The sequence below is a fragment of the Catenulispora subtropica genome (assembly GCF_039531675.1).
Taxonomy (GTDB): domain Bacteria; phylum Actinomycetota; class Actinomycetes; order Streptomycetales; family Catenulisporaceae; genus Catenulispora; species Catenulispora subtropica.
This window is the reverse complement of the sequence record NZ_BAAAQM010000045.1, coordinates 50,972-74,958: the sequence shown is the minus strand read 5'-3', so window position 1 is coordinate 74,958 and position 23,987 is coordinate 50,972. Positions and strand designations below refer to the sequence as shown.

Annotated in this window: 21 protein-coding genes; 8 read left to right on the top strand and 13 right to left on the bottom strand. The window is 72.1% G+C overall.

The features are described from left to right. Positions 1-46: 46 nt before the first annotated feature. Together ABD466_RS31520 and ABD466_RS31515 are read right to left on the bottom strand one after the other, a co-directional pair. Entirely contained in the window at positions 47-2,941 is a 2,895-nt protein-coding gene (locus tag ABD466_RS31520; protein ID WP_344660855.1) for a protein kinase domain-containing protein, read from the bottom strand. Positions 2,942-2,994: 53 nt separating this feature from the next. Continuing rightward, on the bottom strand, positions 2,995-3,387 hold the full coding sequence (locus ABD466_RS31515) for a DUF302 domain-containing protein (RefSeq protein WP_344660854.1): 393 nt from the start codon (positions 3,385-3,387) through the stop codon (positions 2,995-2,997). 692 nt (positions 3,388-4,079) lie between these two features. Between ABD466_RS31515 and ABD466_RS31510 the strand changes: the two genes are divergently transcribed. Beyond that, the gene (locus tag ABD466_RS31510) at positions 4,080-4,715 is read left to right on the top strand and encodes a TetR/AcrR family transcriptional regulator (protein ID WP_344660853.1); all 636 of its coding nucleotides are present in this window, start codon (positions 4,080-4,082) and stop codon (positions 4,713-4,715) included. Between the two features lie 127 nt (positions 4,716-4,842). Here the strand turns inward: ABD466_RS31510 and ABD466_RS31505 are convergent, their stop codons facing one another. Beyond that, positions 4,843-6,357 carry a hydrolase gene (locus ABD466_RS31505; RefSeq protein WP_344660852.1) on the bottom strand — a complete coding sequence of 505 codons (1,515 nt, stop codon included), beginning with the start codon at positions 6,355-6,357 and terminating at the stop codon, positions 4,843-4,845. 492 nt (positions 6,358-6,849) lie between these two features. Here ABD466_RS31505 and ABD466_RS31500 point away from each other — a divergent pair, with 492 nt between their 5' ends. The 4 genes from ABD466_RS31500 to ABD466_RS31485 all read left to right on the top strand — a co-directional run bounded on the left by ABD466_RS31500 (position 6,850) and on the right by ABD466_RS31485 (position 9,885). Next, entirely contained in the window at positions 6,850-8,193 is a 1,344-nt protein-coding gene (locus tag ABD466_RS31500; protein WP_344660851.1) for an FAD-binding oxidoreductase, read from the top strand. A 169-nt stretch (positions 8,194-8,362) separates the two neighbouring features. Beyond that, entirely contained in the window at positions 8,363-8,695 is a 333-nt protein-coding gene (locus ABD466_RS31495; RefSeq protein WP_344660850.1) for a WhiB family transcriptional regulator, read from the top strand. Further along, positions 8,695-9,435: an alpha/beta hydrolase gene (locus tag ABD466_RS31490; protein ID WP_344660849.1), complete on the top strand. Its 741-nt coding sequence runs from the start codon at positions 8,695-8,697 to the stop codon at positions 9,433-9,435. The genes ABD466_RS31495 and ABD466_RS31490 overlap by 1 nt, the downstream gene beginning before the upstream one ends. Before the next feature lie 114 nt (positions 9,436-9,549). Then, entirely contained in the window at positions 9,550-9,885 is a 336-nt protein-coding gene (locus ABD466_RS31485) for a putative quinol monooxygenase (RefSeq protein ID WP_344660848.1), read from the top strand. Between the two features lie 7 nt (positions 9,886-9,892). Here the strand turns inward: ABD466_RS31485 and ABD466_RS31480 are convergent, their stop codons facing one another. Then, complete coding sequence (locus ABD466_RS31480) at positions 9,893-10,804, bottom strand: zinc-binding dehydrogenase (RefSeq protein ID WP_344660847.1); 912 nt, start codon at positions 10,802-10,804, stop codon at positions 9,893-9,895. A 165-nt stretch (positions 10,805-10,969) separates the two neighbouring features. Here ABD466_RS31480 and ABD466_RS31475 point away from each other — a divergent pair, with 165 nt between their 5' ends. After that, positions 10,970-11,770 carry an alpha/beta fold hydrolase gene (locus ABD466_RS31475; RefSeq protein ID WP_344660846.1) on the top strand — a complete coding sequence of 267 codons (801 nt, stop codon included), beginning with the start codon at positions 10,970-10,972 and terminating at the stop codon, positions 11,768-11,770. A gap of 138 nt (positions 11,771-11,908) precedes the next feature. Here ABD466_RS31475 and crcB read toward each other — a convergent pair whose 3' ends face one another. Genes crcB through ABD466_RS31460 form a run of 3 tightly spaced genes read right to left on the bottom strand, consistent with a single transcriptional unit; the run spans position 11,909 to position 13,157 of the window. After that, positions 11,909-12,277 (bottom strand): fluoride efflux transporter CrcB, encoded by a 369-nt coding sequence (gene crcB / locus ABD466_RS31470; protein ID WP_344660867.1) that lies wholly within the window; start codon positions 12,275-12,277, stop codon positions 11,909-11,911. Then, the gene (locus ABD466_RS31465) at positions 12,277-12,678 is read right to left on the bottom strand and encodes a DUF190 domain-containing protein (protein ID WP_344660845.1); all 402 of its coding nucleotides are present in this window, start codon (positions 12,676-12,678) and stop codon (positions 12,277-12,279) included. Before ABD466_RS31465 ends, crcB begins: the two co-directional genes overlap by 1 nt. Further along, entirely contained in the window at positions 12,675-13,157 is a 483-nt protein-coding gene (locus ABD466_RS31460) for a fluoride efflux transporter FluC (RefSeq protein WP_344660844.1), read from the bottom strand. The genes ABD466_RS31465 and ABD466_RS31460 overlap by 4 nt, the downstream gene beginning before the upstream one ends. 289 nt (positions 13,158-13,446) lie before the next feature. Between ABD466_RS31460 and ABD466_RS31455 the strand changes: the two genes are divergently transcribed. Continuing rightward, on the top strand, positions 13,447-13,599 hold the full coding sequence (locus ABD466_RS31455) for a hypothetical protein (protein WP_344660843.1): 153 nt from the start codon (positions 13,447-13,449) through the stop codon (positions 13,597-13,599). A gap of 155 nt (positions 13,600-13,754) precedes the next feature. Here the strand turns inward: ABD466_RS31455 and ABD466_RS31450 are convergent, their stop codons facing one another. The 5 genes from ABD466_RS31450 to ABD466_RS31430 form a co-directional block, all read right to left on the bottom strand. Next, positions 13,755-14,891 (bottom strand): glycoside hydrolase family 16 protein, encoded by a 1,137-nt coding sequence (locus ABD466_RS31450; RefSeq protein ID WP_344660842.1) that lies wholly within the window; start codon positions 14,889-14,891, stop codon positions 13,755-13,757. A 14-nt stretch (positions 14,892-14,905) separates the two neighbouring features. Continuing rightward, positions 14,906-16,000 (bottom strand): right-handed parallel beta-helix repeat-containing protein, encoded by a 1,095-nt coding sequence (locus tag ABD466_RS31445; RefSeq protein ID WP_344660841.1) that lies wholly within the window; start codon positions 15,998-16,000, stop codon positions 14,906-14,908. A gap of 94 nt (positions 16,001-16,094) precedes the next feature. Further along, entirely contained in the window at positions 16,095-18,032 is a 1,938-nt protein-coding gene (locus tag ABD466_RS31440) for a glycine betaine ABC transporter substrate-binding protein (RefSeq protein WP_344660840.1), read from the bottom strand. Positions 18,033-18,075: 43 nt separating this feature from the next. Beyond that, the gene (locus ABD466_RS31435; protein WP_344660839.1) at positions 18,076-19,128 is read right to left on the bottom strand and encodes an ATP-grasp domain-containing protein; all 1,053 of its coding nucleotides are present in this window, start codon (positions 19,126-19,128) and stop codon (positions 18,076-18,078) included. Then, positions 19,125-20,411 (bottom strand): PLP-dependent cysteine synthase family protein, encoded by a 1,287-nt coding sequence (locus tag ABD466_RS31430; protein WP_344660838.1) that lies wholly within the window; start codon positions 20,409-20,411, stop codon positions 19,125-19,127. The genes ABD466_RS31435 and ABD466_RS31430 overlap by 4 nt, the downstream gene beginning before the upstream one ends. 136 nt (positions 20,412-20,547) lie before the next feature. Between ABD466_RS31430 and ABD466_RS31425 the strand changes: the two genes are divergently transcribed. Next, positions 20,548-23,694 (top strand): AfsR/SARP family transcriptional regulator, encoded by a 3,147-nt coding sequence (locus ABD466_RS31425; protein ID WP_344660837.1) that lies wholly within the window; start codon positions 20,548-20,550, stop codon positions 23,692-23,694. On the opposite strand, the gene ABD466_RS31420 is transcribed toward ABD466_RS31425, so the two are convergent. Next, positions 23,688-23,849 (bottom strand): hypothetical protein, encoded by a 162-nt coding sequence (locus ABD466_RS31420; RefSeq protein ID WP_344660836.1) that lies wholly within the window; start codon positions 23,847-23,849, stop codon positions 23,688-23,690. The two genes, ABD466_RS31425 and ABD466_RS31420, sit on opposite strands and share 7 nt — an antisense overlap. Positions 23,850-23,987: the final 138 nt, after the last annotated feature.

The following is a 23,987-nucleotide window of genomic DNA, read 5'->3' as shown; positions in this document are numbered from 1 at the left end:
CATTGATCCTCTTTGCTTGCGGATCATACCCACGATCTCCGCTTCCTTATGCGCGGCCTCCGGATCCGCCCCCGGCGACCAGGTCGTCCAAGGCCCGGCGGCGCTCGTCCACCAGCTTCTTCAGCTTGTCCGCCATCGCGTCCAGCCGTCGCATCGCGGCCGGCATCCCGGCCTCCTGTCCCGGTGCGAACACGATCCGCCCGAGCTCCGACTCGCGCGCGGCGGTGAGTTCGTCGCGGATCCGGTCCAGGCGGTTGCGGACCGAGGAGAGGGCCTGCTGCAGGTGGTCCTTCAGCTTGCGGCGCTCGCCCGGGTCCTTCGGCTGGGGCGGCGTCGCGCCGTCGCCGCCGCCGTCGACGTCCCACTCGCGGGACAGCTGGGCCAGCAGGCCGATGTCGCCGCGGGAGTAGGCGTCGTTGACGCGGGCCATGAACACCTCGCGGCGCCGGCGGTCGGACTCGTCGGCGGCGAGGTCGGGGTGGCAGTTGCGGGCGAGCTTGCGGTACATGCGCTTGGCCTCGCCGGTCGGGGTGGGGCGCGGGGGTTCGGCGCGCTTGGCGCGGACCTTCTCCTCGTCCGCCTGACGGGCCGACTGCTGCGCGCGTTCGCGGGCCGCCTCGGCGTCGCGGCGGTCGTCGTCCCGGCCGCTGCGCTCGGCGTGCCGTTCGGCGATGCGCGCCTCGATCTCGTCGAGTTCGGCCAGCAGCGGCGCGAACATGCGGGCGTGCGCGCGGCCGAAGACCTGGAGCAGGTTGCGGACCTCGGCCAGCTCGGCCTCGGCCTGGGACAGCTCGTCGGCCATGCCGGCCAGTTCAGCCTCCAGGTCGGCGATCTCCGGGTCCACCCACAACTCGGCGTCCGCCTGGCCGGTGTACGGGCCGTAGGGGCCGACCTTCGACACCACGCGCATCACCAGGGTCTCGTCGTCGACCCACACGGCGCGGATCTTGCCCTCGCCGAGCACCTCCACGGCCTCCGGTCCGCGCGCGGTCAGCTGCACCCGCGCGGCCAGCTTCTCCTGCCCGAGCAGACCCGGTTCCACCTCCACGCAGATGTGGAACTCCCGCGTCTCCTCGCCCCACGCCCCGGTCGGGAAGGCGAAGGTGCGCACGGCGTCCGCGGGGATGCGCTTGTCGGTCAGGTCGCGCAGGGTCGGGGCCACCTGCTTCACGTACCGGATCACCGCCCCGGACGGCGTCCACAGGCTGAGTTCGACGTCTGCGACGCGCTTCTTGCAGGCCTCGACCGTCGCCTCGCGGACCGCCTCCGGCAGCAACGCGGGCTCGGCGACCAGGGCGACCGTTCCGGAGAGCTGCTCGGAGACCAGGCGCATCTCGCCCACCTCCCAGTCGTCGCCCAGACCGAGGCAGTCGGCGGTGTACAGGCCCGCGCAGGCCCGCGCGGTCAGCGCCAGGCGGGAGGGGTGCAGGCCCTCGTCGCGGCCGTTCACGATGAGGATCGCGTGCCGCACCGGCGCGGATCCGAGCGCGAACATGCGCGCCGCGCGGCTGAGCCACAGCCCGATCTCCCGGCCGCCGTAGGCCGTGAGCCGGCCGACGGCGGCCTTGGCGGCGGCCCGCGAGGCCGCGGCGGCGGGCACCGGGCCGCCGTCCACGGGATAGACCACCTGGCTGTCGGCGCGGCCGGCGATCACCGCGAACCGCGCGCCGTCCGGGAGCTCGTCGATGCCCGCGCACAGCGCCGCCTTGACGCCCTCCAGGCGTCCGGGCTCGGCGAGGGACCGGGAGCAGTCCGCGATGAAGACCACGGACGGCGGGCCGTCGGCGGTGCCGGCCAGCACCGGTTTGGCCGGGCCGTAGCTGCGGTCGGCGCGGCGGGGGGCGGACGCGCGCGGCGGGGACGCGGTGGCCGCGCTGGCCGCCACCGTGACGATGGCGTGCACCTCGCGCGTGCCGGCCGCCAGGTACTCGTTCTGGTTGACGTCGATCGCGGTCCGCACGGCTTTGACGGCCTCGGCCGTGTTGGACGTCCGCGCGCCGCGGCTGCCCGCGCCGGCCGAGTTGTCGTCGTTGCGCAGCCGCTCGTTGACGAACGCGTAGTGCTCGACCCACTCCACCCCGAGCTGCACGTCCTGCGCCGGCGGCCGCGACTTCCCGGGCGCCTCCACGGTCGGCGGCGGGGTCCAGTCACCGACCAGCGCGAACGCGGCGGCCACGTCCGGCCGCGTCGCCGGGTCCTTGTCCAGCAGCCGGGTGATGAGCGGGGTGAGCCGGCCGCCCCGGCGCAGCGGCGCGGGCTGCCCGGCCACCACCGAGCCGATGACGTCGGCCCGGAACGCCGGAACCCCCTCCACCGCCTCGTAGAGCGTCGCGCCGAGCGAGAACAGGTCGCCGACCGCGCCGGCGTCCTGCGAGATGACGCGCTCCGGCGCGACGTAGCCGGGCGAGCCGATGAAGGTCCCGGTGCGGGTGACCCGCTGGTCGTCGAAGCGGACGGCGATGCCGAAGTCGGCGAGCAGCGCGCTGCCGTCGGCGGCCAGCAGCACGTTGCCGGGCTTCACGTCCCGGTGCACGATCCCGGCGGCGTGCGCCGCGGCCAGGGCCCGCAGCAGGTCGCGGGCCAGGGCCACGGCGTCGTTCTCGGCCAGCGGGCCGCCCCGCGACAGCCGGTCGGCCAGGCTCTCGCCCTTCACCAGCTGCATCACGATCCACGGCGCGCCGGTCTCGATGTGCACGTCGTGCACGGTGACGATGTTGGGGCAGTCCCGCAGCCGGGCGGTGTTCCGGGCCTCCCGGGCGGCGCGCGCCACCCGCTCGGCGGCCTGCGGTCCCTTCCCGTCCATCGGCAGCAGCACCTGCTTGACCGCGACGTCCACCCCGAGGTGCATGTCATAGGCCTGCCACACCTGTCCGAAAGCACCGGAACCGAGCCGGTCCACCAGCCGGTAGCGTCTGCCGATCACCCGCCCTGGCTCGGTCACGGCCAAAAGCCTACGGAAATCCGCGCCCCGGCGCGACGGTGATCGGGCGGTTGTCAGTGCCCGGCCACGGCCTCGAGCGCCGCCGAGAGCCGCTTCTTGGCCTCCGCGGCCACCGGCTCGAGCTCGGGCTCGCCCGTGAACCGCACCATCACGTCCGGATCGAGGGCCTCGACGCGGGTGCGGTCCCCGTCCGCGCGGACGACGACGTTGCACGGCAGCAGCAGGCCGATCGAGGGGTCGGCGGTCAGCGCGCGGTGGGCCAGCGGCGGGTTGCAGGCACCGAGGATGAGGTAGGGGCCGGTCTCCTCGCCGAGCTTCTCGCGCAGCGTGGCCTGGACGTCGATCTCGGTGAGGACGCCGAAGCCCTGGTCGGCCAGGGCCGCGCGGACCTCTTCGACGACGGCGGCGTAGGGGCGGTCGACGGTGACGGCGGTGCCGTAGGTCATGGTTCTGCCTTTCGGGTGCTGGGTGTTCCGGTCTCGTCAGGCGGCACTTCGGGTCGGGGCCGGGACACCGCGGCCGGCTGGATCGCGGTCTCGGCTCCGACCTGCAGGTTCTGCCCTCCTCGGCGGCGGCGATGGAGATCAGTATACCCCGCGGGGTATACTTTCCGGTCACTTCGGACACCGGGCGGCAGGGGCGGCGCGCCGAGCCCCGGGCCGCCCCGACCACGCCGCGGGGGCCGCGGCCGCCGAAGGAGGCGGGCGCCCCGCGCCGTGTCGAGGTCTTGCCGGACACGACGCTGGTCCGGGTGGATGCCGCGGCCCAGCCCGCCACGGCCCCTCGACCGCGCGACGCGGGCCTGCCCGGCGCGGGCGGGCCGGCCGCCGCCGACGGTCAGGTCCGCGCCCTGATGCACCCCTTACCGGGGAACATATCCCCGGAATTTGCGTTACCCTCGAATCGGGATGGAGTCCCCGGGGCCACCAGCCCGGATCGCGCTCCGCTCCCCCATGATCAGCCGCCGCGTGCGAGTGCGTACCCCCTCCGCACCTCGCGCGCGGCGGCCTTGTCGGCGAGCGTTGATGGTGAGCGTTGACAGTGAGCGCTGACATCGGACAAACAGGGGAAATCTTCTCTTTTCTTGCGGCTAGGATGGTCCGATCCCGCCCCCGCCCCGACCGTCGCAGGAGGAACCGTGGACGTCGTGGCCGCCCCACGCCGCACGCCCCGCACGACCCGCGCCCCGCGCGCGCCGCGCGCCGACGCCGTCCGCAACCGGGAACGCATCGTCGCCGCCGCCCGCGACCTGTTCACCGAGGTCGGGTCGCAGGCCCCGATCGACGAGGTGGCGCGCCGCGCGGGCATCGGCAACGCCACCGTCTACCGCCACTTCCCGGACCGCGACGCCCTGGTGCTCGGCGTCATCCAGCACGTCCTGAAGCGCACCGGCGACCACGCCGAGCAGGCCGTCGCCGAGGTCGACGACCCGTTCGGGGCGCTGAGCCGGTTCGTGCACGCCTGCGCCGAGGAGCGGATCGGCGCGGTGTGCGTGGTGCTGGACGGCGCCTACGACCCCGGCGAGCCGGAGGTGGCGACCCTCACCGGCCGGCTCAACGCCCTGGTCGAGGCGATGATGGCGCGGGCCCGGCGGGCCGGGACGCTGCGCGCCGACGTCGACCTCGGCGACATCATCCTGGCGGTCGGCCAGCTCACCCGGCCGCTGCCGGACCTGGCCGGCTACCACCGCGGCCCGCACCGCTACCTGCAGCTGTTCCTGGACGGGCTGCGCGCGCCGGCGCCGTCCACGCTCCCCGCCGACGGCGCTTGGTGAACGCCGGATGAAATGAAGGAAGCGCCGAGCCGGTGCGGTACCGGCTCGGCGCGGACGGGCTCCGGGCACCCGGTGGGCTAGAGCGGATCAGAGCGGATCAGACTGGATCAGACTGGATCGGCCCAGATCAGGACACCGACACCGAGGTGTCGTCCACAACGAACGACGTCTGGTCGACGTAGTCCTCGGTGCCGGTGAACTTCAGCGTCACCGACTGGCCGGCGTAGGCGGACAGGTCGTAGGTGTGCTGGACGTAGCCCGAGGACGCGTTCAGGTTGGAGAACGTCGCCAGCGTGGCCAGGACGGTGCCCGAGCCGTTGAGCACCTGGACCTTCAGGGTGTCGTAGGCCTTGGTGGTGGAGGTCTCGGCGGTGTCCGTGTGCAGCCAGAAGCCGAAGCTGTAGCCGGAGCAGCCGGCCGGCAGGCTCACGGTCTGCGCGAGCGTGTCCGTGTGGGCGGCGCCGGTGCCGTCGAGCCACGCGTCCCAGGAGCCGGTGCGGGCGGGCTCGTCGGTGGCGTCGCTGACGACGCCGGAGGACGCGGTCCACGGCGCCGCGGTGCCGGACTCGAACCCGGCGTTGCCGAGCAGCTGCGCGGACGTGCACGACGACGGCGTGGTGGAGGTGCTGGACGGCGGCGGCGTCGGCGTTCCGCTGGAGCTGGAGGAGGACGGCGGGGTGGTGCCGCCGCCGGCCAGCCAGGCGGTCGCGTTCAGCGCCAGCTGCGCGTCGGTGCCCTTGGGGTCGTTCCAGCCGTCGAACAGCGACTTGCCGGACTCCCCGGTGCCGTCGTCGATGGTCGAGGAGTCACCCCAGATCGCGACCCGGCCGGCGCCGAAGGTGCTGGTGGTGAAGAACGCGCCGGTGGTGCCCCCGGCGGTCGAGCCGGTGGCGTAGAGCAGGCCCTTGACGTTCGGGTTGTCCGCCGGGTGCAGCGTCTCGGTGGTGCCGTTGTAGATGACGCTTCCGGTGACGGTGCCGAACGAGCCGTTGAGCACCGGGTTCGAGGGGTCGCTGATCGCCCGCGGGGTGTCGCTGACGATGTTCTTCAGGTCCACGCTGAAGCCGAACGGATCGGTGCTGTCCACCGAGTTGTTCGTCATCAGGTCGTTGATGATCGCCGGCGAGTCCCACCCGTCGTTGTTCCGGTCGCTGCCGGTGTGGTCGGAGATCAGGAACAGCCCGCCGCCGTTCTGCACGAACTTCATCAGCGCGGTCTTCTCCGCGGCGCTGAGCACGATGTTCGGCTCCGGCAGCACGAACTCGTCGAAGTTCTGCAGGTCGGTCGCCGCCGACGTGCCGTACGTGATGCCCGACCCGGGCGGCAGCGTGTCCAGCTGGTAGTCGCCGGTCTTCTGCAGCGCCACGCCCCAGGACGAGATCGCCCCGGTCCAGTCCGTCTCGGAGACCGGCGCCGGGTTCTGCCGGGTGGGGTCCGGCATCGCGGTGCTGATGATCCAGTCGGCGTTCCCGGCCGTCTCGGCCTTGGAGTCGTCGAACAGCACCCGGTGCTTGGCGGTCGCGGCGTGCGCGTGGCCGCCGGAGGCGACGACCAGCGCACCGGCGCACACCATCGCGGCACTCGCCGAGACGGCGACGAAAGCGGCGCCGAATCTGGTTTTGAGCAGGGCAGAGTCAGTCATTGTCTTGATCTCTCCTTGATGACGTGGGGGCTGTCATCGAGTCTGCGATCAGAACTCTGACCTGTTAAGGGGCATGCGGGTGATGATTCGGTAAACTCTGCCGCCCCCAGGTTGTGGGCCCTGCGGGCAGCCTTTCAGGATTTCGCACGCAGCCGTGGACGTCAAGGGACACGCATCGCCGCCCGGTCATGGGGCGCGGGGATCAGGCTTCGTTTGTTCACCCAAGGTTTCACCGCGGGACACAGCCGAATCCTTCGGTGTCCGAACTGTTCCGGTGGGATCCGCGAGGATCCGCGCCGACGGCGGCGCGGAGCGGTTGGATTAAGGGCCGCGGTGGCCCTGGTTCGCGGAGCCACCGGGGCGCCCCGGATGCCCCCGGACGGCCGAGTGGCGCACGTCACATCTGCGGCACGTCACAGGATCCGGCCGGCCGGCATCTGGTGTTCGTTCAGGGCCGTCGGCCGCGAAAACCACAGATCGCAGGGAATCCACATGCGTGCTGCGCTTGAAACACTTATCGGAACCTTCCAGGGCGAGATCGTCCAGCCGGGCGCGGACGGTTATGAGGCCGCCGCCGCAACCGTGCTGACCGCCGGTCACCCCGCAGTCGTGCTGCGGCCCGCCGGGGTCGCGGACGTCCAGGCCGCCGTCCGCTTCGCCGCCGAGGCCGGGCTGCCCATGGCGGTGCGGGGCGGCGGCCACAGCTTCCCCGGCTTCGGGACCAATGAGGGCGGGATCGTCATCGACCTGAGCCCGCTCGCCGCCGTCGAGCTCATCGGGGACCCGCAGCGCCGCCTGGCCCGCATCGGCGGCGGCGCCACCTGGGGCGCGGTCGCCGCCGCACTGGCCCCGCACCACCTGGCCATCTCCTCCGGCGACACCCGTGGCGTCGGAGTCGGCGGGCTGACGCTCAGCGGCGGGATCGGGTGGAAGGTCCGCAAGTACGGGCTGGCCCTGGACGCCCTGACCGGCGTGGAAGTCGTCACCGCCGACGGAGAGGTCCTCCACGCCAGCGAGAAGGAGAACACGGAGCTGTTCTGGGCGCTGCGCGGAGGCGGCGGCAACCTCGGCATCGTGACCGCCTTCGACTTCGTCGTGCACCCCACCACCGAGGTGTTCCACGGCCGGATCGCGTTCCCGGCGGCGGAGGCGCAGGACGTGCTCCAGGGCTGGGCCGACTACATGCGGACCGCGTCCGAGGACCTGACGTCGATCGTGGCCTTCGCCAACCCCTTCGCTGGCGGCCCCGACGCACCGGTCGAAGTGTTCGTGGCTGTCGACGACGCCGACGCCGACCACGCCGCCGCCGTCCTGGACCCGATCCGCCGTCTCGGCACCGTGATCGCCGACGAGGTCGAGCTGAAGCCGTACGAGGATCTCCTCGTCGACGGTCTGACCCCGCCGCCCGGCATCCGCCTCACCGCCCGCAGCGCGTTCGTGGAGCGCGAGTCGGTCGCCGCCACCCTGCGCATCCTGGCCGAGGTCGGTGCGGCCCCGCAGTCGCCGATCATCGCGGTACGCAGCGTCGGCGGCGCCGTGGCACAGGTGTCCGACGACGCCACCGCCTACGCCTACCGCAGCGCGGAGCTGATGATCGTCACCACCTCCGCGGGACCGGCACCGGTCCTGGAGGCGACGCGCCCCGCACTGGACGCGATCTGGGACCGGCTGGCACCCCACGTCGTCGGTGCGTATGCCAATTTCCTGAGCGACGCGACCGAATCCGACGTCGCGGCGGTGTTCCCGGAGAAGACGTACCAGCGCCTCGCGGCGGTGAAGCGTAAGTACGATCCGGCGAACCTGTTCTCCGGAAACCACAACGTGAAGCCGTTGTAGGAGCCGGACACCGACGCGCGGCGGCACAGCCCGAAGGCCCTCCACCTCCGGGCTGTGCAGTCATCGCCGAGAGTGTCAGCGAGTCATATGACGGAAGCCCCGCCGGGCCGTCTCCTCGTAGCGTGAATTACGCGCCGAACCCCTCGGCGCCAGTGAGGAGGTCACGACGGTGAACGGTTCAGGGCCGCGGCCAATCGCCGCGTTGTGGGAATGGCAGGAATCGGCGGCCTGCCGAGGCGTCGACAGCGCACGCTTCTTCTCCCCCGCCGGAGAACGCGGAGAGGCACGCCGCCGCCGCGAGCAGCTGGCCCGCGCGATCTGCGCCGAGTGCCCCGTCCGCGAGGAGTGCGCCCGCTTCGCCCTCTCGATCGGCGAGGAGTACGGCATCTGGGGCGGCACCACGGACCAGGAACGCATCGCCATGCTCCGCCGGCCTCGTGCCAAGGGCACCCGTGCCATCAGCGCCCACCGCGTCACCGGCCACCGTGCCGAGGCGGCGTGATGAGCACGCCCGACGACGCTGACCGCGTCGAACCTGCCGACCGCGCCGACCATACCGACCGCGCCGACCGCACCGACCGCACCGACCGCACCGACCGCACCGACACGGTGGTGCTGATCCACGGCACCTGCGCCAGGGCGCTGACGTGGGAGCACTGGATGGCGCGCTACACGGGCCGCGGCTACTGCGTCGTCGCCACCGGCGTGCCGACGGAGGCCGGCACGGACGACTGCCTCGCACCACGCGATGCGGTGACGACGGCGACGATCCTGACGTACTACGAGCGGCTGCTGCTGACGGTCCCCAAGCCGCCGATCCTCATCGGCCACTGCTTCGGCGGCGAGATCGTCCAGCTGCTGCTGGATCGCGGCCACGGCGCGGCGGGCGTGGCGATCAGCTCACCGCCCGCGGTGGAGCGGAGGGCGCGGTCGTTCGGCCTCGCCGCCCGCGTGGGACGCCGAGCCGAGCAGCCGGGGGTGGACTACAGCTCGACGAGGCGGGCGCCGCTGCTGCTGGTGGGGGCGGGGATCGACTTCAGCGTACCGCCGGAGCTGGTCGAGGCCACGGCGCTGCGTTATCAGGAGTCGGAGGCGGTCAGCGGGTACCTGGAGTATCCGGAGGCGTGCCATCACGCGCTGCGGAGTCCGGGGTGGGAGCAGCTCGCGGATGATGTGCTGGATTGGGCTGAGCTGTATGCGGCGCCGGATCGGTTGGCGACGGCCGATCTTTGGAGGCGGTGAGGGCGGGCCCCGTGCACGGCACGGGCGGCCGCGTCCTGCCGGTCGAGGCCCTCACTCACCTTGCCGGTTTCATCCGCCTTGATCAGTGCCGCACGCCGCCGGACACTGGAGGACATGTACATCGAAACGGTCCGCTTCATCGTCCCCCCGAGCGGTGCCGAGGGCTTCGAGGCCGCGGTGCGTGGCGGTGTGGCCGAGATGCTGCAGAGCAACGCGCAGTGCTTCACCTACGAGCTGTCGCGCGGCGTCGGCGATCCGGCGACGTATGTGCTGCGCATCGAATGGACCGAGGACTCCGACCGGATCGGCGGGGTGCGCGACGGTGAGCACCTTTCGCCGCTGCTCGCCGAGTTGCGACCGCACTTCCTGAGCGTCGCGGAGGCTTACATCACGGAGACGACCACGGTGCGGGGCGACGGCGGCGCCATCCTCGGGCTCAGCCTGCCGTGACCCGGACTCAGGGGATGGTCAGAACGGCCTTGCCCGAGAAGGCGCGCCCCGCGAAGGCGGTCAACGCGTCAGGCAGGGATGTCCAGTCGTCGAGGTAGCCGACGGCGGGATGGAGACGGCCCTCCGCGATGAGGGCGACCAGCCGCGCCAGGTCCGGGCCCGCGGGGCCGCTGGCATAGGACAAGAACGCGTGCACACGGGCGCCTTCGTGGCCGATGAAGTCGTAGATGGAGAGGTTGCCGGGCTGACCGCCCGTGGTTCCGATCAGCACGACAGTGCCGCCGGGTTCGACCTTCGAGATAGCGGCATTGAACGACGCACCACCCACAGACTCGCTGATCAGCGAATACAAGCCGTCCGCGGCGGCCGTGTCGGGCACGACATCCGCAGCGCCCGAGGCCCGCACCTCTTCGGTGTACTCCTTGCGCGCGACCGCCGTGACGACCGCACCGTCGATCGCAGCCAACTCGACCTGAAAGCGTCCGACGGCTCCGCTGGCGGCGGTGATGAGCACGCGGCGCCCGAGCAAGTCTCCCCCGAGTCGCAAGGTTCTGATGGCCGTCGTCCCGGCGACCGGCAACGTGGCGGCGTCCGTGAACGAGACCGCGTCCGGCAGCACCGCCAGGTCGCCGACGTCCACGGCCACCCGCTCCGCCCAGCCACCGCCCTCGACCCGGCCGACGACCCGCGAACCGGCCGCCGGGCCGGTGCCGTCGGCCGCCGCGACGGCGACGGTGCCGGCGATGTCCTGTCCGGGACGCCATCCGGCGGGACGTGCTTCGAGCAAGGCGAGTTCGCCGCGGTTGACCGAGAACGCGCGGACGTCGATCAGCGCCTGGTTCGGCGCGGCGGTCGGAGACGGAGCGGGGGCGAAGGCGACGCGGCCGGCGTCGCCGGGAGCGTTGATGACGGAGAGCATGACGAAAACGCTAGGCCGGCGCTTCGGCAAGCGGCAGAACGCACTTCGAAGTGCGTAAGCCACCCACGAGTGCGCTCTCGCAGAATTCCGGCGTCGTCAGCGATGAGTTCCCGCGCCGTGCTTCGTCTTACCTGGTGACAGCTCATCCAGGAAGGGACTCCCGCCATGACCAGCTTCGTGACCTCTGCCGACGGCACCCCGATCGCCTACACCAAGATCGGCGGCGGCCCCGCGGTCATCGTCATCGACGGCGCCATGTGCCACCGGGCCTTCGGCCCCAGCGGCGGCGTCGCCGAACAACTGGCCGACCAGTACGCGGTCTACACGGTCTACACCTACGACCGGCGCGGCCGGGGTGAGAGCGGCGACGACGCCGCGACCACGCCCGAGCGCGAGATCGAGGACATCGCGGCGCTGATCCAGGAGGCGGGCGGTTCGGCCGCGCTGGTCGGCTTCTCCTCCGGCGGCGCGCTCGCGCTGCTGGCCGCCGCCGCGGACGTCGGCGTCACCAAGCTCGCCTGCTACGAGGTCCCCTACATCACGCAGGACTGGCACCGTGAGGCCGGCCTGAAGTACACCGCCGACCTGCACCAGGCCCTGGACGAGGGCCGCCTCGGCGACATGCCCGCGCTCTTCATGGCCCTCGTCGGCATGCCCCCCGAGCAGATCGAGGGCATGCGGCGGTCCCCGGCCTGGCCGATGTTCGAGGCGGTCGCGAAGACCCTCACCTACGACAACGCGGTGCTGGACTACAAGAACGGCGGCGCGGTCCCGGCTGACCTTTGTGCGTCGATCACCGTCCCGGTCCTGGCCATGGACGGCGGTGCCAGCCCGGACCTCCTGCGCGAGCCCGCGGCGCTGATCGCCGAAGCCTGCCCGCGCGGCGAGCGCCGGACGCTGCCCGACCAGACCCACGAGGTCGACGCCAAGGTGCTGGGCCCGGTGCTGGCCGAGTTCTTCGCGTAGTCGACGGCCATCGGCCCCGGTGCCGGTTCCTGATGGCGAGGCTGACGCTCGCTGTATGGCACCGAGCCCGCTGATCGTGGCGTGGCGGACCGGCGACGCCAATCCTCTGCTTCCGTCGTTCGCCGAACTGGCCGCGCGCTAAAACAACAGCACCAGGCCCAAGCCCGCCCCCGCCGCGGCCATCCCCGCGGCCAGGCTGACCGCGACGTTCGCCGTGGCCTCGGCGAACGAGCCTTCCTCCACGAGCCGCATGGTCTCGTAGGAGAACGTGGAGAAGGTCGTGTAGGCGCCGCAGAACCCGCTGCCGAGCATGAGGAACACGCTCCGGGGCAGGCCGTGGTGGGCGGCGAGACCGGTCAGCACGCCGAGCACGAAGGCGCCGCTGATGTTGATGGCCATGGTGCCCGACGGCAGCGCGGAGGCACGGCGGCCGGCGATCGCCTTGTCCAGCAGGTAGCGGGCCGGGGCGCCGACCGCCGAGGCCGCCGAGACGGCGAGCAGGGTGATCACGAGCGCCCCCAGAGGTGCCGGCGCTCGCCGGTGCCGTCCTCGTCGCCGGCGTCCGGCTCCTTCGCCGCGCGGCCGGCGTACTTGATGACCTCGACGTCGTCGATGATCACCAGTCCCTCGCCGATCAGCTCGTCGAGCTGCGGCAGGAACGCCTCGATCTTCGCCGCGGTGTCCACGATGACGACCACCAGCGGCAGGTCCTCGGACAGCGACAGGATGCGCGTGGTGTGGATGCGCGACGTGGCGCCGTAGCCCTCGATGCCGCGGAAGACGCTGGCTCCGGCCAGGCCGGCGTCCCGGGCCCGCGCCACGATCTCGTGGTAGAGCGGGTGGTGCCGGTACTGGTCGGACTCGCCGATGAAGATGGAGAGCCGGCGGGCGGGTCCGGAGAGTTTCATCGTCGTCCTCCGATCGCCTCGGGCTCGGCGGCCGTCGGCACGTCCGCCGACCGGCGCCGCGTCCGGTGCGCGGCGACGCCGCGCCCCAGGCTCAAGCCCAGGCTCGTGGCCGCCACCCCGGCGGCCAGGCTGATGAGGATGTTCGCCACCGCCGGCCCCCACGCCCCGGCCGCGATCAGCCGGTCGGTGTCGACCATCCAGGTGGAGAACGTGGTGTAGGCGCCGAGGAACCCGACGCAGAAGAACGGCCGGACGTACGTGGTCGGCGGCCAGATGTCCAGGATGAACACCAGCAACAGGGCCAACACGAACGACCCGGTCACGTTGATCACGAATGTGGTGGCGGGGAAGGTGTGCGGTGCAGTCGGGAACGCCAGGCCCAGGCCGTACCGCGTCGGCCCGCCCAGCGCGCCGCCCGCGGCGACCGCCGCCACGACCCCGCGCGGCGTGCGGCGGCTCTGCTCGGCGTTCGACTTCACGGGTGCAGCTCCTACTCGTCGTACGACGCCGCCGACCCGGCGACGCCATTCAGCATGAGTAGGGACCGTTGGCCATCTGACGATAGCGGTTGTACGGCGGGCCCCACCGCCGGAACGCCTCACCAGTCTACCCTCGCGGTCTCCGGCGCTCGTCGGCGTGCCCTGCTCCGCGCGACCTGTTTCGATCGCCTTCTAGTTTGACGAATCTCGAAGCAAGTGCCATACTCTTACTAGTTCGAAAAACTTCGAGACAAGCTCGAAGGTCAAGGTTCGAGACAAGGGGCACCCCATGTTCCGTCGGTCCATCACCTCCAAGCGCACCGCTCGCGACCTCGGCGTTCTCTTCACCGACGGCCACGGCGTCTCCACCCACGCCGAGCGCTCGGCCCAGCGCCTGGACGCGGCCCGCACCTCCGCCGCGATGAAGCTGTCCCGCATCTGACCGCACCCTCCCGAAGGGGAGAGGCCGATGATGCGATCGACTCCCTGTAACAGCACTCAGCGCAAAGCCCTGGCCATGACGAAGGCCAGGGCTTTTGCCTTGCCGTGGGCGAGCGCGGCGCCCGGCGCCCGGCGCCTCCATCGCACCGCTGATGCTTACTGCGGTCTGGAGCGGTGAGCCCCGCGCCCCGCACGGGACCTCCGAAGGAAGACCGCGCCTCCGATCCCCACCGCGCCCGCCAGACCGGCGGCGAGGAGGTAGGGTCCGGTGCCGTTGCCGTGCGAAGTGGTGGCATCACCCTGATTCGCTGCCGGTAGGGACTGTGCCGGCGGCGACGATGGGGCGGACGGCGATACCGAGCCCACTGCGGACGCCAGCGAGCTCGGCGCGTTCGGCGTCGATGGCGTGGACGGCGTGGATGGCGTGGACGGCGTCACCGTCTTCGCGGACGTCGTCGGCGACGAAGCCGTCGTCGGCGGGTGGGTCGAGGCCGACGCCGAGGCCTTGGTCGTCGGCGTGCTGCCCGGTGCTCCGGGACTGTAGGCATAGACCCGCAGGTGCCGGATGTCGAACTCCGCGGGCAGCGACGCCGAGGCGGGAGGCGTCCCGGTGAGGGTGTCGCCATTGCTCGTCACGAAGCCGATCCAGCGCTTCATGGAAGTCGAGCCTGAGGACTTCAGCAACAGGTTGCCGTCGACGGTCACCGACTCGTAGGTCGGCGTCCACTCGATGACATAGTCGTGGAACGCACCGCAGTAGTTGCCGGGGACGGTCTCGTCGGCCTTCTTCCCGCCGTAGCTGATGGTCACATACGCGGCCTGTTGCGCGGGCGGCACCGCCGGCTTGGCCAGCAGCTCGACGAGCATCGCGTCGCTGTCGTCGCCGTCCGGCGGCCACAGGGTGATGTAGGAGTCGATGCCGGGGACCGTCGGCGCCATCGCCTGGAACTCGTAGCGGCCATAGGTCTGCGTGAGGCCCCACATGCCGACGCCGCCGGACGTGTAGGGCTTGCCCTGGGAGCTCTTGTGCTCCATCTTCACGCGGAGCGTGCCGCCGCTGACGGAGACCTCGTCGGCGCTCCAGGCGTTCGCGCCGATTCCGTAGGAGCCGCCGTACTCGCCCCACACGGAGCCCGGTTCGGAGCCGGTGAAATCGTCGCTCGCGATGAGCTTCCAGCCCGGTGGCGCCGCGACATCGGACGCCGCGACCCTGGACGGCGCCCCGGCAGCCGCTCCGGGCACGCTCCCGAGCCCCAGGCCGGCCAACGCCAGAGCCGTCAGGGCTCTGAACACTCCGATCCGTGTCCTCATATCAGGGGCGCCGGTCTGCCGTCCTCCCAGGTGTTGCCGGACCAGACGTTGCCCGTCCCGTGCCGGTTCCACTCGGTGACGTAGCTGTACCCGTCCTTGAACTTCGCCCCGAAGACGTTGTCCTTGGCGACGATGTAGCTGGTCGGCGCGCTCGCCCCGCCCGCGAAGATGCAGAACCCCCACGTGGCCATGTAGTTGCCCTCCATGGTGACGCGCGTGGGCTGGCCGCCGTCCGTCTCGAACATGCTGATCGCCCCGTTGACGGTGTTCGTGTCGATCAGGGTGTTGTGCTGGATCAGCAGCGACGTCCCGTTGTCCGGCGACCCGCTGATCCGGATCGAGTCCAGTTCGCCGTCGGCGGCCGCGAACCAGAACGGGTCGTGGATGTAGTTGTCCTCGATGACGCCCTGCGTGGTGTCGATGCCGTGCTTGCTGATGCCGTGGATGTTGCACCGCCGCACGTTCACCACCCCGCCGGGGTCCATGATGCCCGTGCGCATCTCGGTGGTGGAGCTGCCGACGATCTCACTGTCCTCCACGGTGAGGCCGTGATAGCCGACCCACTGCAGGATGCCCCAGTTGTTGATGTCGCCGCCCTGCGGTCCGCTGACTCGGACGTTGCGGATGGTGACGTTGTTCGCCTCGACCCGGATGTCCCCCACGAGATCGATGTTCTCGATGACGGCCCCGTCCGTGTTGACGTTGATCTCGCCCTTCTTGGGCACCAGCTTGATCCCCGGCTTCACCCCGGTGTTTCCCGCGTCGGGCCAGGAACCCGGCGGCGGTTTGGCGCCGGCGGCCGGCGGCGCGGAGGACGAGGGCGCCTTGGTCGGCGGCTTCGTGGGCGCGGCGGACTTCGACGAAGCCTCGGCCGTCGCGGGGGTCGTGGGCGCCGTCGGCGACGAGGCCGCAGCGGATGGCGGCGTGCCGGTGGACGACGAGGAGTTCCCCGACGGCGAGACGGCACCAGTGGTCCGCGGCAGGGCTCCTGCCGCGTCAGAGGCCGGGGAGTTGCTGCCGCAACCGGTTCCCGCGACCAGTGTGAAGAGCACGATCACCACAGCCATGCCGGCCGACGGAGTCCGAGACACCGGGCGAACGTACCATCGAGAGAAGGCCGATTTCATAAGAACTCTGCCTTATCCGGCCCGTGATGGCTGGAGCGCTGGCAGGCCGTATCGGCGCCTACCCCAATCCGGCCGACGCCAGCCAGGCGTGGGCGGCGTCGGCGGGACTCTTCTTCTCGACCATGACCTGTTCCATCAGCTGACGTAGGACGGCGGTGGTGAGCTTCGCCGAGACGGCGTTCAGCGCGTCCACGCCGGCTTGGGGCAGCCCCGCCTTGTCGACCAGCGGGATCACGTTCTGGGCGCCGAGGGCGCTCTGGTCGTCGGTCAGCGTGACGAACTTGTTCGTGACGATGCTGGGATCGGTGGAGTAGAGGTCGACGACCTGCACGGTGCCGTCCCGAAGAGCGGCGACGCTGGTCGGCCCTGCGGCGTCCAGCGCCTTGAAACTCTTGAACTTCAGACCGTAGGCGGCGGCCAACCCGGGCAGGCCCTGCTGCCTGTCCTGGAACTCCGGCGCGGCACCGAGTGTCAGGTCGCCGGCGACGCGGGTGAGGTCCGAGACGGACGTGAGGTTGTACCTGGCAGCGGTGGCGGACGTGACGACGAGGGTGTCGTTGTCCTCCGCCGGAGAAGGGTCGAGGATCTCCAAGCCGGCGGGCAGATGGAGGGCCAGCGCGGCGTCGATGGGGCCCTTCGTGTTCTCGGTGGCGTCCTTCTCGACATAGCTCAGCAGGGCGCCGTTGTACTCGGGGACGACGTTGACGGTGCCGCCCTGGAGCGCGGTATAGGCCACCTCGCGGCTTCCCAGATTGAACTTGCGAGTCACCTTGATGCCCTTGGCGGTGAGGGCTTGGGCGTAGATCTCGGCGAGGACGTTGTTCTCGGGGAAGTTGAGACTGCCGACGGTGACGGTCGGCGGGGCGGTGCTGGTGGGCGAGGTCGGCGTGGCCGGCGTGGTCGCGCCGGAGGAGGTGCTCAGGGTCGCCGGCAACTGCCCGGCGGAGGACTGGGTCACGGTGGTCGGCGGGGTGGAGTGAGTCGCCGAGTCGGCTCCGGCCGCACCTCCCGAAGCAGAGCTCTTACCATCGCCCAAGTACCAGGTGCCGATGCCCGCCGCGATCGCGAGCGCAGCGACCGAGGAGACGGCCAGCGGGACGATGCGGCGGTTCCCTGTCGGCCCTGTGCCGTTGCCCGGAAGTGCCAGAGGCGGAAGGTACGCCTCCTGGGTGACGGCTGCCGGACCCCCCTCTCCACCCGCTCCGGACAACGCCTCAAGCACCTGCTGGATCACCGGCCGCTCCGCCGGATCCTTCGCAAGACAGCGCTCGATGATCCTCCGGAGCGCGGCCGGTACCCCTTCCAGATCCGGCTCGTTGTTGACCACCCGGAACGACAACTCGATCATCCCGCCGGTCCCGAACGGCAACCGTCCCGTCGCCGCGTACGCCAGCGTCAGTCCGAGACAGAAGACGTCCGCCGCCGCCGTGACGATCCCGTCCCGCAACTGCTCCGGCGCCATGAACCCCGGCGTCCCGATCACATGCTGCGCGGACGTCAACTGCGTGGCGTCGAAGGCCCGCGCGATACCGAAGTCGATGACCCGCGGCCCGTCCGCCGCCAGCAACACGTTCGACGGCTTGAAATCCCGATGCACCAGCCCGGCGGCGTGAATGGCCCCCAGCGCCTCGGCCAGCCCCATGGCCAGCAGCCGAAGCTGCTCGCCCGCCACCGGCCCCTGCTCCCGCACCACCTGATCCAGCGGAGGCCCCGCCACATACTCCGTGGCCAGCCAAGGCTGCTCGGCATTCGCGTCAGCGTCCACGACGGCGGCGGTATAGAAGCCACCCACCGCCCGCATCGCGGCGATCTCCCGCCCGAACCGCACCCGGAACTCCCCCGAGGAGACCAGATCCCGGTGAATGACCTTGATCGCCACCAACCGCCCCGAACCGGACCGTCCCAGATAGACGCGGCCCATCCCCCCGGCCCCGATCCGCCCGAGCACCTCATACCGCCCCACCCGACGCGGATCATCACCGGTCAGCGGATCCATACCATCTCCCCACCCCAAGGCCGCCAGTCCCAGGGGACTGACACTAGCCGAGCTGAGGCTGCATATACGGCGCCACACTCGACGCCATGGCGGCGAGCAACGTCGACTCCGCCGTCACGCCGGAGGCGAGGAGCACCGCAACGCAGCCGCTCGGGTCGGCCACCGCCTCCGGGATCGGCATCGCGGCGCCGGTCTTCCCGATGTCGCCGGCGTAGAGCAGGGTTCTGCCGGCGGCAACGGGACCGGAGCCGGGGCGGCGGTCGAGGACGAGGTCGCCGAACACGGCGACGGCGCCACGGTCCAGGGCGCGGCACAGATCCTCGCCCAGCTGCGGATAGCCCGCGCTGATCTCGATGGACACGGCCTCGAACGTGCCGCCGGCGAGCGCGACCTCGACGTGGACGAAGCCGCGGTGGAAGCCGACGCAGTGCAGGACGCGGGACAGCCAGCTGTTCAGGTCGGCCCGTCGGCCGGCCGGGAAACCGGCCTCGGAACGCGGCTCCACCGACCTGACCCACATCTGGTCGCCCCAGGCCAGCACTTCCACATCCCACACCGGTCCGTCGAAGTACGGCTCCGCCGTCAGCACGTCGCCGAGCATCTCCCCGGCCGACGACGCGGCCCGGACCGCGTCAAGGTCGGCCGGGCTCCGGACCAGCCAGCCGGCGCGGTCCGCGATGCCCGCGGCGTCCCGGATCACGGTGGGGAACGTGAGGGACCGCAGCAGCGACTCGCGGGAGGCTCCCGGGCCGAAGGCGAACCCCGGTCCCCGAGAGAGCCCGTGCTGATACAGCCGGCTCCGCAGGGCGGCGCGATTCCTCGTCAGGACCTCGGCGTTCGGGCTCTGATGATCCAGGACCAGGCCGATCGCCGTCGTCAGCGCCGCCTTCGACCACGCGTCGGGATCGGGCGAGCCGGCGATCTCGCAGGTGTTGACCAGCGTCACCGCCAACTCCTCGCCCGCGGCCGCGTCGGACTCGGGAGAGCGCACGTCCGCGTCGCGCGTCACCACCCGTGTGCGCACGCCCCGGACGCCGGCCGTGGCGACGAGCCGGTCCAGGCTGAAGGCCGGGGCCTCCACCGCGGCGATGATCATGCCGGCTCCTCGGCCGTGCGCTGCGCCCCGACGGTCCGGCGGCTCGCCGCCGACGGCAGCGCGACCGGGGCCACCCCCCGCGCCCGCGCCCGGATCTCAGACAACGTCGGGATCTCCGCGGGCAGTCCGCGCCCGGCCAGCCAGGCCGCGTCATAGACCGTGTCCAGGTGCCGGTCCCCGCCGTCGGCGAGCACCGCCACCACCCGCGCCCGCGGGCCCGCCATCAGCGCCTCCCGCAGCGCCACCAGCGCCGCGGCACCGGACACCGGACCGGTCAGCACGCCTTCGTGCCGGGCGAGCGCGCGGCAGGCGCCGGCCGCGTCCGCCGTCGGCACGCGGTAGGCGGCGTCGATCAGGCCCAAGTCCAGGTTCCAGGCGATCCAGCCGCGGCCCGAGCCGGAGCTCGCCGAGGCGCTCGCCAGGTCGGCGGCCACGACGCGCACGTGCGGGGCCTGCTCCCGCAGCCGCCGCGACAGGCCGGCCAGCTGCCCGCCGGCTCCGACCGCCGCGACCAGCACGTCGAAGTCGCCGCCGGTCTCCTCCAGGATCTCCCGGGCGGTGGTCAGGTAGTGCGCCTGCGAATCCAGCAGGCTCAGCCGCCGGTCGGGCCGGAACGCCCCGGGGATCTCGCGGGCCAGCCGATTCGCCACGGCCGCCGCCGATTCGGACGGCAGCCCGGCGCGCGCGACGCCCGTGGAGCCGGCGGTGCCCGTGGCACCCGCGACGCCCGTGGAACCGGCGGAGCCAGCGCCGTCCGCAGCACCGGCCGCACCCGCCGAGCTCGCCGCGCCCACCGAGCCCACCGAGCCGGCCGAGCCCGCCGAGCCGACCGACCCCACCGAGCCCCCGACCTCCGCGCCTCCCCTGGTCCCGGCCCTGGCAGCCCCGCCGGCGCCCGCCACCACCACCTCGGCCCCGAACGCCCGCAGCGCCGCCCGCGTCGAGCCCGACGCCTCCGGCCCCACGACGACGATCACCCGATACCCGCGCGCCGCACCGACCATCGCCAGCGACACCCCGAAGTCCCCGCTGCTGTCCTCGACGATGGTCCCGCCGGGCCGCAGCAGCCCGCGCTGCTCGGCGACGTCCACGATGTGGCGGGCCGGCCGGTCCTCGGCGCTGCCCCCGGGGTTGGCCCGCTCCCACTTCACCCACAGCCCGCCGGCCTCGGCCGGGGCCAGGCGCTGGAGCCGGAACAGCCGCGCCACGCCCACGTGGTCGAGCACGGTGTGGGTGGCGCCGCCGGCCGTGGCGGTGCCCATGGTGCCCATGCTGGCGTCCATCCTCAGCGATCCTTTCGATCTCCTGCTCGGATCGGTCCTGACCAGCCTGTCGCCCGCCGATACCCCTGCGATCCCCGCTCGATTCCTGGATAATTTCCATATATAGGGGCGAACCGGTCACGGCAGGGAGGCGTGGATGCGGGATCACCTGCGCTTCGGCCTCATGGGCCCGTTGGAGGTGTGGGCCGCCGACGAGCGGATACCCCTCACAGCCCCACCCCTCCAGCGCATCCTCGGCGCGCTCCTCGTCGACGCCGGCTACGTCGTCTCGGTCGACCGCATCATGGACGCCATGTGGGACGGCGACCCGCCGGACAGCGCCGTCCACCAGGTCCGCAAGGCCGTCTCCCGCCTGCGGCGGACGCTGCCCGACGGGATGTCCCTGATCGAGACCGTCGGATCCGGCTACCGCATCGAGGTCGACGACGACCAGGTCGACGTCAAACGCTTCGGCGCGGCGGTCCGCCGGGCCCGGGAGCGGATCGCGCACGACGACGCCGCGGCGGCCGCCACCGAGCTGCGCGAGGCGCTGGCCCTGGTCAGGGGCCCTTTCCTGGACGGTGTCCGCACCGGGTACTTCGACACCGTCGCCGTCAGCGTGGAAGAGGGCCGCCTCGCGGCCCTGGAGCTGCTCTACGAGACCAGGCTCACCCTCGGCGAGGGCGCGGAGCTGGTCGGCGAGCTCCGCGCCCTGGTCTCGGAGCATCCGCTGCGGGAGCGGCCACGCGGGCAGCTGATGCTCGCCCTGTATCGGGCCGGCCGTCAGACGGAGGCCTTGGGGGAGTTCGACACGTTCCGGCGCCGGCTCCGCGACGACCTGGGCATCAGCCCCGGACCGGAGCTCGCGGCCCGGCACGAGGCGATCCTGCGCGAAGACCCCGTCCTGGGCGCGGCACCGAAGCCTCCGGCCGGTTCGCCGGGCTCGGGCCACGGCCCCGGCGACAGCCGGCCGAGCCGCTCGGACAGCCGACCAAGCCCGCCGAAGGACGCGGCCCACCCGGCACCACCCTCACCCGCGGCCCCCGACACCCTCCCCTACGACGTCCCCGACTTCGTCGGCCGCGCCGCCGAGCTCCGCCGCATCGCCGCGGTGGCCGTCGCCGAACGCTCCACCGGCGCCCGGATCGTGGCGATCGACGGCATCGGCGGCAGCGGCAAGACCGCGCTCGCGATCCGCGCGGCCCACGAAGCGGCCGGGCACTTCCCCGACGGCCGGCTCTACGTCGACTTCGCGGGCTTCTCCCCCGGCCAGGCCCCGGCCCGCCCGGAGGCGGTCGTCGACCACCTCCTGCGCATGCTCGGCGTCCCGCCCGACCGGATCCCCGACGACCCGGACCTGCGCATCGCCCGCTGGCGCCAGGAGACCGCCGGCCGCGCCCTGCTCGTCGTCTTCGACAACGTGCTGGACACCGCTCAGATCCGGCAGCTCCTGGCCCCGTCCCCGCGCGTGCTGACCATCGTCACCAGCCGCTCGGCCCTCCTCGACCTCGACGGCGCCGTCCCGGTCTCCCTCACCGCGCTGTCGGCCGCCGAGAGCCGCAGTCTGCTCGACCACACCCTCGGCGAGGAACGCGTCGCGGCCGAACCCGAAGCCGCCGCCCGCCTGGCCGAGCTGTGCGACCACCTCCCCCTGGCCCTGCGCATCGCGAGCGCCCGCCTGCGGAACCGGCCGCGCTGGAGCCTGGACCACATGGTCGGCCGCCTCGACGACCAGTCCGGCCGCCTGGCGGAGCTCAGCGCCTCCGAACGCAGCGTCGAGGCGACGCTGCGTTCCTCGTACGACGCGATGGACGACTGGTCCCGCGCGGCACTGCGCATGCTGGCCCACCATCCGGGAGGCAGCGTGGACGCCTACGCGACCGCCGGGCTCCTGGACTGCCCGCTGCCGAAAGCCGAACAGACTCTGGAACACCTGCTCGACACCCGGTTCCTCCAAGACCTCGGCGTCGGCCTATACGGCTTCCACGACCTGGTGAAAGCCTTCGGTCGCGGACTGAGCGACCCCCACAGCACGCAGGACGACCGAGCCGCCTTCGGCCGCCTGGTCGCCTACTATCGCGCGGCCACCGACAAGGCGTGCGGCATCGTGTTCGCGGGATGGCGGCCGCTGGCGGGCACCGAGGCGTCTTTCGCCGGCCCGCTGCCGCCGTTCGACGATGCGCACACCGCGCTGGCATGGGCCGATCGTGAGCGTCCCGCATTGATCCGCACCGTGGAGCAGGCCGCCGGCGACTTCCCCATGCAGGCGATCGCACTCGGCCGGAACACGGCGTTCTTCCTCAACCTGCGCGGACTGTTCGAGGACTACCACCACGTGGCCGGCGACGCGTTGAAAGCCGCTCGCCTCCTGGCCGATCCCGCACTCCTGGAGCTGTGCCTGTCGAACCTCGCCGTCGCGTCCTGGAAGCTCGGTCTGCTGGAGGAGGGCGTGGCGCTGGCCCGCGAGGGCCTGGCCGCAGCCGTCGAGACCGGTGACCTGGCCGCCGAGGCCGGGTGCCTCGGCTCGCTCGGCCTGCTGCTGACCACCTTGGGACGGCTGGCGGAGGCGCTGCCCCACATCGAGCGCTCGATCACGTTGAACCGGCAGGCCGGACGCCTGCGGGAAGCCGCCGAGGCGTGGACCGTGCTCAGCTCACTGCACGAGAACCGCGGCCGGACGGCCGACGCGGTCGCCGCCGCCCGGGAGGCCGCGCGGATCGGCCGGGAATCGCGGTCGGTCGACATCGAGATCGCCGCACTCGCCGACGAGGTCGCCGCGTGGTTGAACCGGGAGGAGGCGGAGCCGAGCGCCGAGGACCTCGCCGAGGCCACACGTTGTCTGGACCGCGCCGCCTCGATCGCCGACGAATCGCGTCTCCCGGCCAACATCGCGCTGGTCCTCGCCTACACCGGACTCGTCCGCCAGCTCCAGGGCGACGCCGCCGCGGCGGCCGACCTCGCCGACCGTGCCCGGCGCCTGGACGAGACCGGCGGCTCCCCGGTCCGGCAGGCGGCCGTGGCCAACATCATCGGACGGCTCCGCCACCACGCGCGCCGACACCAGGCGGCCCTGGACGCGTTCGAGTCCGCGTACCGCAAGGCTTCCGCGATCGGCTTCCGCATCGAAGCCGCCCGCGCCCGGAACGGGATGGCGGCGTGTGCGACGGCGCTCGGGCGCCACGACGACGCCCGGCGCTGGGCAGCCGAGGCCGGCGAGTTGTTCGCCGCATTGAAACGCGACGCCCCCGAAGAGGCGCCGCGGGACGCGCTGGAAAGCGCGCCGGAAGGTGCTGGGGCTCAGTAGGTCGGCTTCACGACGTCACGCGGGCCCATGTCGGACGCGACCGGCTGGTTGTGCTGGTGGGAGGAGTGCACCGCCGGGGCGACCGCCGCGACCCCGGCGGTCAGCGCCGCCACAGACAGTATCGAAGCGATCACGGTGCGCTTGAACTTCGTCATCTTGCTGCCCTTGCTCAGTGGGTGGTTGGGGTTCAGAAGAGCATCCGCCAGCCTGATCCCACTTTGTTCCCCGTTGGATACCTTCGCCCGACGCTAACACGCGCGGGCTGCCGCCGGAACGAACCCGGACGACCGCGA

Coding starts and splice junctions, on each gene's coding strand:
- ABD466_RS31500 (WP_344660851.1), top strand. CDS start 6,850: ATGCGTGCTGCGCTTGAAACACTTATCGGAACCTTCCAGGGCGAGATC.
- ABD466_RS31465 (WP_344660845.1), bottom strand. CDS start 12,678: ATGAAACTCTCCGGACCCGCCCGCCGGCTCTCCATCTTCATCGGCGAG.
- ABD466_RS31440 (WP_344660840.1), bottom strand. CDS start 18,032: ATGGATCCGCTGACCGGTGATGATCCGCGTCGGGTGGGGCGGTATGAG.
- ABD466_RS31505 (WP_344660852.1), bottom strand. CDS start 6,357: ATGACTGACTCTGCCCTGCTCAAAACCAGATTCGGCGCCGCTTTCGTC.
- ABD466_RS31475 (WP_344660846.1), top strand. CDS start 10,970: ATGACCAGCTTCGTGACCTCTGCCGACGGCACCCCGATCGCCTACACC.
- ABD466_RS31480 (WP_344660847.1), bottom strand. CDS start 10,804: ATGCTCTCCGTCATCAACGCTCCCGGCGACGCCGGCCGCGTCGCCTTC.
- ABD466_RS31515 (WP_344660854.1), bottom strand. CDS start 3,387: ATGACCTACGGCACCGCCGTCACCGTCGACCGCCCCTACGCCGCCGTC.
- ABD466_RS31435 (WP_344660839.1), bottom strand. CDS start 19,128: ATGATCATCGCCGCGGTGGAGGCCCCGGCCTTCAGCCTGGACCGGCTC.
- ABD466_RS31485 (WP_344660848.1), top strand. CDS start 9,550: ATGTACATCGAAACGGTCCGCTTCATCGTCCCCCCGAGCGGTGCCGAG.
- ABD466_RS31430 (WP_344660838.1), bottom strand. CDS start 20,411: ATGGACGCCAGCATGGGCACCATGGGCACCGCCACGGCCGGCGGCGCC.
- ABD466_RS31420 (WP_344660836.1), bottom strand. CDS start 23,849: ATGACGAAGTTCAAGCGCACCGTGATCGCTTCGATACTGTCTGTGGCG.
- ABD466_RS31425 (WP_344660837.1), top strand. CDS start 20,548: ATGCGGGATCACCTGCGCTTCGGCCTCATGGGCCCGTTGGAGGTGTGG.
- ABD466_RS31455 (WP_344660843.1), top strand. CDS start 13,447: ATGTTCCGTCGGTCCATCACCTCCAAGCGCACCGCTCGCGACCTCGGC.
- ABD466_RS31490 (WP_344660849.1), top strand. CDS start 8,695: ATGAGCACGCCCGACGACGCTGACCGCGTCGAACCTGCCGACCGCGCC.